The sequence below is a fragment of the Methanospirillum lacunae genome (assembly GCF_003173355.1).
Taxonomy (GTDB): Archaea; Halobacteriota; Methanomicrobia; order Methanomicrobiales; family Methanospirillaceae; genus Methanospirillum; species Methanospirillum lacunae.
This window is the reverse complement of the sequence record NZ_QGMY01000002.1, coordinates 459254-473870: the sequence shown is the minus strand read 5'-3', so window position 1 is coordinate 473870 and position 14617 is coordinate 459254. Positions and strand designations below refer to the sequence as shown.

At 42.2% G+C, this 14617-nt stretch carries 10 protein-coding genes; all 10 read left to right on the top strand.

Annotation, left to right across the window (positions count from 1 at the left end; translation table 11 throughout):
- Window positions 1–58 precede the first annotated feature (58 nt).
- The 10 genes from DK846_RS02615 to DK846_RS02570 are packed head-to-tail and all read left to right on the top strand — an operon-like array spanning window position 59 to window position 14578.
- On the top strand, window positions 59–2329 hold the full coding sequence (locus DK846_RS02615; RefSeq protein WP_109967348.1) for a tetratricopeptide repeat protein: 2271 nt from the start codon (window positions 59–61) through the stop codon (window positions 2327–2329).
- Window positions 2330–2350: 21 nt separating this feature from the next.
- Entirely contained in the window at window positions 2351–3316 is a 966-nt protein-coding gene (locus tag DK846_RS02610; RefSeq protein ID WP_109967347.1) for a replication factor C small subunit, read from the top strand.
- A 58-nt stretch (window positions 3317–3374) separates the two neighbouring features.
- A complete protein-coding gene (locus DK846_RS02605) occupies window positions 3375–3833 on the top strand; it encodes a chemotaxis protein CheW (RefSeq protein ID WP_181391579.1) in 459 nt (152 codons plus the stop codon).
- Window positions 3833–5407 carry a CheR family methyltransferase gene (locus tag DK846_RS02600; RefSeq protein ID WP_109967345.1) on the top strand — a complete coding sequence of 525 codons (1575 nt, stop codon included), beginning with the start codon at window positions 3833–3835 and terminating at the stop codon, window positions 5405–5407. Before DK846_RS02605 ends, DK846_RS02600 begins: the two co-directional genes overlap by 1 nt.
- Window positions 5404–5967 carry a chemotaxis protein CheW gene (locus DK846_RS02595; protein ID WP_109967344.1) on the top strand — a complete coding sequence of 188 codons (564 nt, stop codon included), beginning with the start codon at window positions 5404–5406 and terminating at the stop codon, window positions 5965–5967. Before DK846_RS02600 ends, DK846_RS02595 begins: the two co-directional genes overlap by 4 nt.
- Window positions 5968–6007: 40 nt before the next feature.
- Entirely contained in the window at window positions 6008–8473 is a 2466-nt protein-coding gene (locus DK846_RS02590; RefSeq protein WP_109967343.1) for a methyl-accepting chemotaxis protein, read from the top strand.
- A 12-nt stretch (window positions 8474–8485) separates the two neighbouring features.
- Window positions 8486–10900: a hybrid sensor histidine kinase/response regulator gene (locus DK846_RS02585; RefSeq protein WP_109967342.1), complete on the top strand. Its 2415-nt coding sequence runs from the start codon at window positions 8486–8488 to the stop codon at window positions 10898–10900.
- Window positions 10901–10909: 9 nt separating this feature from the next.
- The gene (cheB, locus tag DK846_RS02580; RefSeq protein WP_109967341.1) at window positions 10910–11941 is read left to right on the top strand and encodes a chemotaxis-specific protein-glutamate methyltransferase CheB; all 1032 of its coding nucleotides are present in this window, start codon (window positions 10910–10912) and stop codon (window positions 11939–11941) included.
- 12 nt (window positions 11942–11953) lie between these two features.
- Window positions 11954–13258 (top strand): hybrid sensor histidine kinase/response regulator, encoded by a 1305-nt coding sequence (locus tag DK846_RS02575; RefSeq protein WP_109967340.1) that lies wholly within the window; start codon window positions 11954–11956, stop codon window positions 13256–13258.
- A gap of 15 nt (window positions 13259–13273) precedes the next feature.
- A complete protein-coding gene (locus DK846_RS02570) occupies window positions 13274–14578 on the top strand; it encodes a hybrid sensor histidine kinase/response regulator (protein ID WP_181391578.1) in 1305 nt (434 codons plus the stop codon).
- Window positions 14579–14617: the final 39 nt, after the last annotated feature.

Sequence of the window (14617 nt, the reverse complement as noted above, 5' to 3'; positions counted from 1 at the left end):
TCTGAGTTTTGTCTAGACCGAAAAAAGCAAATCACCGGTTAAATTGCCGAGTTTATATATGAATGATCATGAAAAAGACCTGATAATGTTAAGGGCTGTCGAGCATGCCAAAAAATTAGAATATGAAAAGTCGATTGCATGTATAGACCAGATATTAACAGAGGTTCCAGATGATTCACTAGCTCTATTCAACAAAGGGTTTACTCTGCGCATGGCAGGGCATTTAGAGAAAGCACAGGTAATTTTTAATAAACTCATTCAGATATCACCGCATACCCCGGGCGCTCATCATCAACTCGGTTTAATAGCATTAGAAAATAATGAACTCACCCGTGCTCTCTCTTACTTTTCTCAGGAAACAAAAATTCATCCGTTCTCTTCTGATGCCTGGCTAGAGCTTGGCACGACGATGTTTAAGCTCGGTCGATTCAGAGAAGCAAAGGTAGCACTTCAGCAAGGTTCGGTTTTTGATCCGGAAAATTCTCAAATATGGGATCAACTGGGTCTGTGTTCCCAGAGAGAAGGAGATCTAAAAGAAGCTATCAGGTCTTTTGATCGTGCGCTTGAAATATCTCCGGGAGAAGAACTAACACTTTATCACAAAGCACGACTTCTCGAACAGATGGGAGAAAGAGCATCTGAAATTAATTGTTATGATGAACTCATCAAAAACAATCCAGAGAGTATTTACCCATGGCTTAAAAAAGGGCTTGCCCTAATGCTGAATGAAGATTATGGACAATCACTTAACTGTTTTTCAATCGCTGCAAGGCTTGATAACCCAGGTCATATGCCCTATCTTCTCAAAGGATTAGTTCTGGCAATACAGGGAAGATATGAAGAAGCAATTCCTTGCCTTGAAAAGGCACACACCATATCACCAACAGAACCAGACATAATACTTCAATTAGGAAGGGCACTTGGATCTGCTGAACGGCCACAGGAAGCATTGGCTGCATTTAACCAGGTATTAGAGATAAGACCTGATTCGTTGGATGCACTTGAGGGAAAGGTTAGGGCACTTTTCCAGCTTGAAGAATGGGAAGAACTCTGTCGTATATGCGAAGAGTACCGTATTAGGGACCCTAAAAATTATGTTTGGTATCAATTTGAAGCTAAAGTAAAAGGTTGGCATACAGGAAAACAAGATGAAGCAATGAATCTGCTTGAAGAAGGTAGATCTATGATTCCTGATGACGAACATCTTGATCTCGCCATAGCAGATTTAGCTGCTGATACGGGCAGAATCGAGATGTCAATTGCAATTCTAAAAGATGCATTGTCTCATAATCAAGAGAGGGTGTCATGTCTTTACCGTCTTGCAAAGCTTTCTATTGATCAGGGGGAACATCAGGAAGCAGTTAAAGTCCTTGAAGACCTTCACAGGATACGGCCTGATGATCCACATATACTTCATCTTTCAGGGCAGACCTACGAAAAACTAGGCCAACTGGATACCGCACTTGAGCGGGTTACTTCAGCTCTTGTAATAAATCCTGATGAACCTGAACTTTGGCTTTCACATGCCAGAATATTACTTGAAATCGGTGAGATGAATGATGCACTCATTTCCTCTCATCAGGCAACAGATTTATTAGAAGACTGTTACGATGCATGGGTAATCAGGGGACGATCTGAGATCGAATGTGGCAAATTCCGTGATGCATGCAAGAGTCTCACTCGTGCATCTGGAATTGAACCTGAAAATACCGAAAGTTGGAGACTTCTTGGTGATGCCCTTATTTCGGATCGGGAGGGACAGGCTGCCTGTATTGCATACGATAAAGCACTAGCACTGGATTTTTCCGATCACTCTTCCAGGGAAGGAAAGATCCATGCACTTCTCTTTCTTGGGGAATGGGAGGCAGCAATCAATGAATATAATGCTGCGCTGTCTTTGAAAGGTGATAACTTTTGGGATCTCTATGGCAAAGGGATGGTCTTAATGGATATTGAGAGAGAAGAAGAGGCACAAGCCTGTCTTGAGCGATCAGAAAGATTCTGTTTAAACGATCCAAAAGCACTCTTTGCACTTGGAAATGCATGGGCAGATCTTACTGACTTTTCCCGTGCAGATAAATTTTATGCCCTTTCACTTGATTCAGATCCAGAAAATCCCGAAGTCTGGAATATGCGGGGTCATACACTCCGCGATGCCGGAGATCATGAAGAAGCAATCCGTTGTTTTGAAAAAGCGATGGACCTAGATCCTGAAGATGGAGATTCATATTTAAGCAAAGAGTCTTGCATGAGAATCCTGAAAGGGGAGGAGACTGCACCACAGATCATCATGAAAAATCATGATTCTATTATGAAGAACGTAGAATAGTATACCCAAAGGATCCCAGATATGGATGAGACTCATGCAATATGGATAGAAAAATACCGGCCACGAAAACTGGCTGATATTGTAGGTCAGCCCGAAATCATAGAGAGGTTGAGATCTTATGTCAGTAAAGGCGAGATGCCCCATCTCTTATTCACAGGTAGTGCAGGGGTTGGGAAAACAACTGCAGCAGTCTCACTGGCAAGGGAATTTTTTGGCGATGACTGGCAGATGAATTTCAGGGAGCTGAATGCATCTGATGAACGTGGTATCGATGTTGTTCGGACTCAAATCAAACAGTTTGCCAGGACTTCCCCTTTTGGTAACTCATCATTTAAGATCCTCTTCCTCGACGAAGCAGATGCCTTAACAAATGATGCACAATCTGCACTACGCAGAACCATGGAGACATATGCACAAACGTGCAGGTTTATCCTCTCCTGTAACTATTCCTCTAAAATAATCGATCCAATCCAGAGCAGATGCGCAATCTACCGATTCAGACCACTTTCTAAAGCAGCAATTACAGAAATGGTCTCACGGATTTCAATAGATCAAAACCTACAAGTCAGTTCAGAAGTGGTAGATGCTATCTTCTATGTTGCACAGGGAGATATGCGTAAAGCCATTAATGCACTTCAAGGTGCCGCAATCCTTGACAGGGAGATCGAGCCCGCGATGATCTATGCAATAACAGCAACGGCACGACCTGATGAGATCGAAGATTTGATCCTTCTCTGTCTTGCGGGTAATTTCGAAGGAGCTGGAAGGGTTCTGGACCAGTTGCTTCATGACCGGGGAATCGCTCCACAGGAACTTATCGGGCAACTCTACCGGGCAATCATAAAGCGGGATCTTTCTGAAGGATTGAAAGTACGGTTAATTGATCATCTTGGAGAGACAGATTTCAGACTTTCCGAAGGAGCATCAAGTGATATCCAGATGCAATCTCTGATCGCAAAATTTGTGATATGTGGAAAAGGTAGTTGAAGATTCATCTCACCGGTATCATATTTCTATATATGAAGGAATAAACACCAATACAAAAATGGCAGAATTCCTCATCTTCATGGTAGCCGGCAAATTTTTCGGCATTCCAGTATCGGTTGCTGCCCATGTCGTGAGGATGGTTGAAATTACCCGGATTTCATCCGATACTCAGGCAGTTGCAGGGATTATTAATTATCACGGGTCAATTATTCCCGTTTTTTCCCTCCGTTCCCGATTCATACTTCCAGAGAAACCACTTGATCCTGCCGATCTTTTAATAATAACTTCAGGAGCGGGAAGGATGGCGGCCATGATCGCAGAACAAGTGGTCGGAGTTAAAACGATAGAGGATGATCTCATTGAATCTGACGCGGTTTTACCTGGAATGACCGGGATACAGGGAGTGGTAAAGACGCCGGATGGTATGATCCTGATAACAGATCCTGATAGATTCCTGCTTCCTGATGAGGAAAGAGCACTCTCTGTTGCTCTCATACAAGAGGAAGGTAAAACCTGATGCCTGAAACTCTGTTAACAGAAGATTTACAGCGAGTATACAGGTTCGTCAATGAAAGGATTGGGTTTGCATATGCCCCAGATCGGATGTCTGATCTTGAACGGGGATTTATTACAGCTTGCCGGGATCTCGGACTCATCGATCCAGCTTCCTGTATGCAGGCTCTCAATGATCCAACAAAGGCATCTGCTGTTGAAGAGGCACTTGTAAAAAACCTCACCATTGGGGAGACATACTTTTTCAGGGATAAAAAACTCTTTCTACATCTTCGCGATCATCTACTGCCAGATCTTATCAGGACACGAAGAATTTCTGGAAAGTATCTTCGTATCTGGTCTGCAGCATGCAGTACAGGCGAAGAGGCATATTCACTTGCTATTCTCATTAATTACCTGCTCCCGGATCTCATTGATTGGGATGTTACCATCCTTGCATCAGACATAAACCCGGGATCTCTACATGTCGCCGAAAAAGGTGTATATTCCAGATGGTCTTTCAGAGAAGAATCACCTGTTCCTATAAATGGGCATGTCATCCCATCTAAAGATGGAAGATTCAAAATTTCAGATCTTATCAAAAAAATGGTCAAATTCAGTCGGATCAATCTTATCAATGATCACTATCCCTCTCCGATGACCGGGACGATGAAGATGGACCTCATCTTCTGCCGCAATGTTCTCATGTACTTTTCATCAGAACTTGCGGCAGGTGTAGTTGATCGTCTTCACTCATCACTCGTAGAGAATGGATGGCTCATAGTGAGTCCCCAGGAAATAAGTTATGCACAACACCCGGGTTTTATTCAGGTGAAAAGGAACTCTATTTTTTTGTTTAGAAAAGGAATTGAAGAAGAACAGAAAAATCCAACCACATTTGAAGATAATCCAATACCTGTTAAAGATGAGATAGTTCTGGATAGTATTTCGGATTCAGGTTTTCAGGACCCAAGCCTGCAAAAAACCGTTCAAAATATTCCGAAACTCTTTCTACCCGAGCGATCCAAATCATCAATTAACTCAAACCCCGACTCATTATTATATCATGATGAAGTGAATCAGGCAGTTAATACCACTATTGTAAAATCCATCGGTCCAGAAATACTTATTCAGGAAGGTAGACTTGCCGAAGCTGAATTCCGATTACAGGAAGATCAAAACCCAACCCCGAAAACTCTAGTGATCATGGGGATGCTTGCTAAAAAATATGCAGATAAAGGAGATTTGGATCATGCACTCGGTTGGTGCGATCGAATTCTTGCCATAGATCCTCTCTTTGCAGGAGCATACCACCTCAAGGCAATAATCCATCAGAATCGGGATGATATCCCTGCTGCAATTCAATCACTGAGACAAGCATTGTATGCAGAACCGGATTACATACCCGCCCACCTGATGCTTGGGAGTTTCCTGGGAGCAGAGGGTAGAGGGTCTGAAGCCAGAAGACATTATCAGATAGCACTGGATATCCTCTCATCCATGGCTGATGACATGCCCGTGGATGAAACAGATGGAATGCCAGTAATTCGTATCAGGGAAATGGTACAGATGCTCCTTGCAGGGGTGTCATCTAGATGAATGATAGCCTTCATGAAATCCAATCATTCTCTACAAATGATTTCACGAATCTCTCATCAACAGATATCCTAACGCAACGAGCACGTGATCTCGCTGCTCCGAGAGTTGAATATCAGGAAGACAAATCAGGAACTGAAGTTCTGGAATTTCTCCTCTCTGGGGAAATATATGTAATTGGTATGGAATATATCAGAGAAGTGGCCTTGTTAAAAGAGATAACGTATATTCCGGGAACCCCACCGTTTATTCTTGGTATCATCAGTCTTCATGGATCAATACTCTCAATTGTAGATCTTCGTATCGTTCTTGGCATGCCCCCCAAAGGATTGACGGATTTTAACCGTATCATAGTACTATCAAATAATGTGATGACATTCGGGATACTTGCTGATGCTATTGTTAGAACACGAACAATAAACACTGATCAGATAAGCAGACCACCACCTACGATCAGCGGACTAGAAGCCGCATATTTGATAGGTGTTCTCCCTGGTCCGATAATGATAATTGACGCCAGGGCACTCCTCTCAAACCCGGGAATGATCGTGGGAGATGAATAAGTAACAATGCAAAAATTTTTGAATAAATGAGGAATAATCAATGAAATTATTTGATGATACGCAAATAGGATACAAACTTGTTGGAGGATTTCTGGCAATCTGCCTGATTATGGTCATCATCGCTATCTTTGGAATTGTGAATATGCAAAACATTGCCAAGAACAGCGATGTGATGTATGAACAGGCACTTATCCCTGTCCATACACTGGACCAAGTTAATGCTCAAATAGGAACCATCAGAACAAATCTTTTGAGATATACTCTTTATCCTGAAGAGCGGGAGACTTTAAAAGAAAACCTCTCTTCATCATTTACATCTCTTAAAAGCAGCGTCAGTAGTTACAAAGAACATAGCACAGACCCTGCAACAAATACTGATATTGACAGATTATCAGAACTGATAAATGAACTTAATCAGACTTACCAGCAGACAATGGATGAGATCGATGCAGGAAACCAGGATGAAGCAATTAAGGCACTTTCTGCTACCGGAAGACCAATCATCATCCGAAATGAAATCCTCAAAATTATCGATACTCGTATAGATGGTTCAGTAAAACAGGCAGACGAACTTAGGAAAAACAGCAATTCTACATCCAACTTTTCAGCGATTGTCTTTATTTTAATCACTCTAATCGTAGCACTATGTTCACTTGGATTCGGCCTTTATCTCTCACTTAGTATCACAAAACCTTTAGAAGAGGCAGTATCTGTTGCAGAAAAGATTGGCAAGGGAACTTGTACTGCACGGATTTCTTTCAAAAGAAGAGATGAGATTGGAATGCTTGGATCCTCACTTAACCAGATGGGAGAATCTATCACAGCTATGGTCACTGATACCCGGGCTCTAACCAGGGCGGCATTAAATGGTGATCTATCAATAAGGGCGGATCCATCATTACATGAAGGAGATTACGGACTTATCATATCAGAAGTTAATGCAACTCTGGATGCAGTCATTGGGCCACTCAATATCGCTGCCGAATATGTAGACAGAATAGCTAAAGGGGACATACCATCTGTCATTACTGAATCATACAACGGAGATTTCAATGAACTGAAAAATAACCTGAACACGTGTATAATCGCCGTTAATCATCTGATTGAAGATTCACGCATGCAGAGTGAGGCAGCCATAAGGGGTGAACTCAGTATTCGGGTTGATGCTTCAAAACACCGGGGTGACTTCAGAAAAATTGTGGAAGGTGTAAACTCTACCCTTGATGCAGTCATCGGACCACTCAATGTTACAGCAGAATACATAGATAGAATAGCCAAAGGTGAGATTCCTTCACATATAACTGATCCATACAGCGGGGATTTCAATGAACTTAAGAATAATCTCAATACCTGTATTGATGCAATTAACTTATTGCTCGATGATATGGGTTCTCTTAACGATATGGCAAGTAGAGGAGAACTTCTGGCACGAGCCGATCCAAACCGTCATAGTGGCGACTACCGGAAGATCGTTGAGGGTATGAACTCGACTCTTAATGCAGTGGTAGAGCCCTTGCATGAAGCGATGCGTGTTTCTCAGGAATTTGCATCAGGGAATTTCAGTGCCAGGATGGACGAGAGTCTTGATTTGAAGGGAGATTTCGTTGAGTTCAGAAACGCACTCAATGAGATCGGAATAGAACTCTCCCGTATGATGAAGATGATCAATGAGGAATTATTTGAATCTGTCAATGTCCTTTCTGCAGCTTCAAGCGAGATCCTTTCAGTCACCGCTGAACTATCATCAGGTACCGCTCAGACAGCAACTTCAGTAAATGAAACCTCGGCTACTGTAGAAGAGGTCAGAAAAACGACTGAAATAACCAATATAAAGGCTAGAAACGTCTCTGATAAATCCATTGCTGTGAGCCAGGTTGCCAAAACGGGTCAGGAATCGGTGAATGAGATACTTGCAGGTATGACTCAAATCCAGCAACAGATGGAATCCATTGCCGGGAGTGTAGTCAAACTCAGTGAACAGAGCCAGGCCATCGGAGAGATCATCGCAACGGTTACTGATATAGCTGAGCAATCCAACCTTCTTGCCGTGAATGCATCAATAGAAGCTGCAAAAGCAGGTGAATATGGAAGAGGATTTGGAGTTGTCGCCCAGGAGATCAAAAGTCTTGCGGAACAGTCCAAACTTGCAACGACTCACATCAGGACAATACTCACCGATATACAGCGGGGAATCAGTTCGACTGTGATCTCTACAGAACAGGGAACAAAGACCGTAGTAAACGGTCTTAAACTTAGTAATGAAGCCAAGGATGCTATTGCCGTGCTTGCCCAGAATATAAATGAAGCATCAAAGGCTGCGGTACAGATCACTGCTTCAAGTCAGGAGCAGGTTGTAGGAATGGACCAGATCTCATCAGCGATGGAGAGTATTCGGTTGGCTGCACAAAATAACCTTGAAGTGACCAGACAGGTTGAGAAGACTGCAAAGGATCTTCATGACCTTGGTATTACTCTCAAACAAATAACTGAGCGGTTCAAACTCTAATGAGGGTATAGGATGGGTCTGACCGGAGAAGAATTTCTGGCCCAACTACTAGAAACCTTTAAAGGGGAGGCACAGGAACATCTGCAAACGATAGCATCCGGGTTGATAGTTCTTGAGCAGAATTCAACCCCGGTTGATGAGTACGAGAAGGTAATTGAACAGGTATTCAGAGAAACCCACAGTTTAAAAGGTGCTGCCCGTGCGGTCGGACTCAGGGAGATTGAGACGCTTTGCCAGCAGCAGGAAAGTGTGTTTTCTGAAGTGAAAAAAGGAAAACTTATTCTTACACCTGATTCATTTGATCTCTTCCATGAAGTTATTCATGCAGTTGAACAACTCCTTATTCAGGAGAAAGGAGTTAAAACTGCAGATCTGATTAAAAGACTTAAATCATTAATAACTAAAACATCAGCAGGACCCGTACCAACTCACCCATCTTCTTTAGTTAATTTATCTGAACCGGGATCTCCCCCACTCCCAACCCCACAAATTAATAATTCTATCAAACCATCCAGCCAGGATCTGTACTCAGGACTATCCAAAGAAAAAACCCCTCAAAATCCAAATTCTATTGCCGAACCAGAACATCTGAATCAGAAGGAGTATGGCACCGGATCAAAATTGACATCTTCTGGGGAAGAAAATCTTCAATCTCCTATAACCACCAAGTCCGTATCAACAATTAAGATCTCGTCAGATCGTTTAGAAACGCTCTTTGCACGGGCTGACGATTTGATGGGTGCCCGTCTTGCAGTCAGTCAGCGTTCTTCATCCATTTACAACCTTCTCCAGAATTTCCTTGCATGGCGATGGGCATGGACACAGATAACTACTGATATTGAACATTTACGCACCGGAGCTGAAGCCGCCGGGTTTCATCAGGCAGAGATAGATCATATCACAGAATTCCTGAAGTATAACCACGATTTTATCCAGGTACTTGAGAAAAAACTTACATCGATATCCAGGGCGGCTGCACGTGATCATTATCTGCTTGATACAGCAACTACAGAACTTATCGATGAAATAAAACAGGTTATCCTAGTTCCAGCCTCTTCGCTTCTTGAGATCTATCCCCGTGTGGCACGGGATCTTTCCCGGGAATATGGAAAATTGGTTGATATTACAATTTCAGGTGCAGAGATCGAGATTGATCGAAGAATTCTCGAAGAACTAAAAGACCCAATTCTCCATATTATAAGAAATAGTATCGATCATGGGATTGAATCTCCTGAAATTCGAAAGGAAAAAGGAAAGTCGGAACGTGGAGAAATCAAAATAATAGTATCTCATCTTCGTGGACATCAGGCAGAGATCCGAATTTCTGATAATGGAAGAGGACTTGAACACGCAACTATCCTCTCTAATGCTATCTCAAAGGGAATAATAACAAAAGAAGAGGCTGGTGATCTTTTACCAGACCAGATCAGTCGCCTAATCTTTAGATCAGGTCTTTCAACCAGCAAAACCATTTCAAATGTTTCTGGTCGCGGACTTGGTCTAGCCATTGCCCTTGAAAAGACTGAACAGATCGGGGGGAGCGTAAAAGTTGAATCAGGTCCTGATGGAACCACTTTCGTGCTTACATTACCACTCTCTCTGGCAACATTCAGGGGAATTAAGGTTGTAATCTCCCACCATCCTTTCTTCTTACCACTCCGTTCTATCGAGAGAGTTATTAGAATAAAACCTGAAAATCTTAAAACCATCGAGAACAGGACTGTTATAGAGACAGATGGGGAACCACTGGCTGTTGTGAGTCTGGCACATATTCTCGGACTACAGGATTCAGGATTAACTGGAGAAAAACCTCTCAACCTTTTAATCACATCAGCAGCAGGGATACGGTTTTGCCTGCATGTTGATGAGATAGCAGGTACCCAGGAGATTGTAGTAAAAAACCTTGGGCCACAGTTGAAGCGTGTTAGACATTTCAGTGGCGCTTCTGTTACTGGAGATGGAATCGTCATTCCAGTAATCAGTTGTGAAGATTTGGCAGCCACTATAACTGGGATGCCTCATTTACCTCAACCTGTCCTGATACCGGATGAACCGGCAGGACAGCGGAGCATTCTGGTGGTCGAAGACTCTATTACATCACGTATGCTTCTCAAAAATATTTTGGAAGGAGCTGGTTATCATGTAGAAACTGCTGTAGACGGAGTTGATGCATTAATAAAATTAAAACAAACACCAGTGGATCTTGTGGTATCTGACGTCGACATGCCGCGGATGAATGGATTTGTCCTGACAGAAAAGATCAGGGATGACCCTGCATTTGTGGATATTCCAGTCATTCTTGTTACCTCACTTGATTCACGGGAAGATCGTGAACATGGAATAACAGTTGGAGCTTCTGCTTATATTGTAAAAAGCAGCTTTGATCAAAGTAACTTGCTTGAAGTGATCAGCAGACATATTCTATAAAAGCAATTCATGATTCACGTTCTCGTTGTTGATGACTCTAAGGTCTCGCGCGATCTTCTTTCAGGCATACTGGAGTCTGAACCTGATATTTCTGTGATCGGAACAGCATCTGATGGTAATGAAGCAGTCAGGCTCGCCAATATTCTTTCTCCCGACATCATTACAATGGATATTAATATGCCCGGAATGGACGGGTTTGAGGCTGCCAGGCGTATAATGGAGGAATCACCAATACCAATTATCATTATAAGCGGAGTTGATAATCTTGCCGAGATAGCTGCCTCATTCAAAGTCATGGAGGCTGGTGCTCTTGCAATTCTTCCTAAACCACCTCATCCGACAAGTCCAGATTTTCCAGTAAAATCACTTGAAATTATTAATGCCATTAGAACCTACGTTGAAATTAAGGTTATCAAAAGGGTCAGAACCCATAATCCGAAGATTGAGACACTGAAGCATACAACAATTCCGAAAGGTATTCATCCTCGGGTGATTGTTATAGGGGCATCAACCGGGGGACCGCCAGTAATTCAAACGATACTTCGAATGCTTGATCCCCAGTTCCCTCTTCCCCTTGTTCTGGTTCAACATATGTCCCCGGGATTTATCATGGGATTTGCAGAATGGCTGTCGGAATCCACGGGATTTAATGTAAAAATCCCAGGGTTACATGAGAAACTTCTACCAGGAGTGCTTTATGTAGCACCAGACGGGGTACAGACAGGAGTATCAGGAGATTTGAAAATTATCCTTTCAGATGAACCATCAGAACATAATCTCCGACCTTCAGTTTCATATCTTTTTAGATCTGCAGCTGGAAATCTCGGTGCTTCGGCAATAGGAGTCCTTCTGACAGGGATGGGAACAGATGGATCACGGGAACTATTGAATATGCGAAAGAAAGGTTCGATAACTCTTATTCAGGATCGCGCCAGTTCTATAGTATATGGGATGCCGGGTGAAGCGATGCGGATTGGGGCAGCATCACTTATTCTTTCTCCAGAAGATATTGCTCAGCAACTTCAAGTGCTGGCCGGTTAGCGGTGAGAAGGGATGAAGAACACAAGGAGATATATTCTGATTGCAGAGGATAGCAGAACTCAGGCAGATATGCTCTGTTACCTTCTCAACCAGGCCGGGTATGAAACTACTGTTGTCGAGAGCGGGACAGCAGCCCTTGATGCAATCAGACAACGCAAACCCGACCTTCTTCTTACCGATATCGTGATGCCTGGCATGGATGGGTATGAACTGTGTACTATAATAAGATCAGATCCTGCAATAGCTTGTGTTCCTGTAATCCTTGTAACACAACTATACGATCCAGAGGATGTAATACGGGGTATCAGTTGTGGTGCCAATAACTTTATTATAAAACCATACGATTCCACCAGCCTTATTGCAGGAATAGATGCAGTACTTCAACCAAGAGAGACACCTGAAGAAAAAAACGGTATACTCCGGTTACAATATAAGGGAAATCTATACTCTGTCAAATCTGATCGTAATGATATTCTGAATATTTTACTCTCAATCTATGGCACAGCAGTTTCCAAGAACGTTGAATTGGAACAGGCTACAGATCGGTTGAATGTTCTTACAGAAAGTCTGGAAGAGTTAGTGGTTGATCGAACTGTCGCCCTTCAACGGACAACGGAAACGGTCGAACATCTGCTCATGCAGAAGAATGAACTGATCACTAAGATAGGACATGACCTAAAGACTCCACTTACCCCCCTTGTTGCACTTCTTCCTCACGTTCAAAAACATGAGCAGGATTCTGAACTTAAAGAGATACTTGATGTCTTAGTCAATGACGTAAATGTTCTGAAAGGACTGGTTGAACAGATCTTAAAACTTTCACACCTTAATCAGGAATCATTCTCAATGGAGACTGCTGATATCTCAATCACCCGGGTTATCAACGAAGTGATTGATGGATATACGTTCTCGATAAAACAGTTCAATCTTCTAGTCCACAATCATATACCCCCAGGATGCATAGCACATATCTCTCCATTCCATATCACCACCATCTTTGATAACCTGATTTCCAATGCCATCAAATATAATATCAGGGGAGGGACAATTACCTGCAGAGTCTTTGATGAAAGTGATTTCTGGGCAGTAATAATAACAGACACAGGAATCGGACTTACACAGGACGAAGCATCAAGAGTGTTTGAAGAGTTTTACAAAGCAGATCCATCACGACATGATCACTCTTCACATGGTCTCGGGCTCTCAATTGTTCAGCGGATTGTCATGTTTTATGGCGGAAGTATAACAGTATCAAGCCCAGGTAAAGGGATGGGAACTACATTTCAGGTTCGTATCCCTAAAACTGTAATTACATAAATGACGGATTTTTTGATGGAATCACTCCCACATTCAGAGATATCCATTCTGATCGTAGAGGATAGTAAAACCCAAGCATCAATTCTCCAGCATTTACTGGAATCTGCCGGATATCTTGCAATTGTTGCAAACAGCGGTGAAGAGGCACTTGAAGTACTTGCAAGTCAAAGGCCTTCAATTATTTTAACCGATATCGTAATGCCAGGAATTAGTGGATATGAACTTTGTAAGAAACTAAAAAAAGATCCTAATACATCTTCTATTCCGGTAATTCTGGTTACTCAGCTCTATGACCCCCAGGATGTAATCCAGGGTCTGGAATGTGGTGCTGATAATTTTATCATCAAGCCATATGAAAATCAGTATCTCCTCTCCCGAATCGAAATCATAATCGCAAACAGGTATCTCCAGCAGAGCGAGACGATGAACATTGGGATAGAGGTGTATTTCGCAGGAAAACGCCATTTTATCACATCCAACCGGCTTCAGATCCTCAATATTCTCCTTTCCACATACGAGATCGCGATTCAGAAAAATAGCGAGTTAGTGGAAACCAAGGATCGACTAGCTGCATTGATAGATCAGTTAAGCGAAACCAATGAAATCCTCCAGAAAGCCAATGATGATTTGAACCATGAAATATCGGAGCGAAAACGAATCGAAGAAGCACTATCACAGGCAAATACTAAATTGAATCTCCTCTCCTCAATCACCAGACATGACATGAAGAATATACTTATGGCAATTCTGGGTTACCATGATCTTGCCGAACTTGACAGCAAAGATCCTGCCTTTAAAAAATATCTTATAAAGGAAACAGATCTTTTTTCAAAACTCGCTAATCAGATAGAGTTCACTAAACTCTATGAAGAACTTGGAACATATGGTGCAGTCTGGAAACCTCTGAGTATAGTAAAATCCATAACATTTCCAAGATCACAGGAGATCGAACTCTCCATTAGCTCTGAAGCAAGCAGGTATGAAATATTTGCTGATCCTCTTATTGAAAAGGTTTTCTATAATCTGTTTGAAAATTCTGTTCGTCATGGTGGTAATGTAAGTTGTATCAGTATATCTGCAAAAACCGATGAAAATGCGCTTCACGTTTTTATAAAAGATAACGGATCAGGAATATCCGATTCAGAAAAAAAACAAATCTTTAAGCGTGGCTTTGGAAAAAACACTGGACTTGGCCTATTTCTTGTGAGAGAGATCCTCTCGATTACCCATATCTCAATATCTGAAATTGGCATTGAAGGAGAGGGTGTATGCTTTGAACTGATAATTCCACCAGATTCATATCGCCTGATACAAACCTAATTTTTTTTCCAATATTTTCTCTCATCTTCATCTTTACTA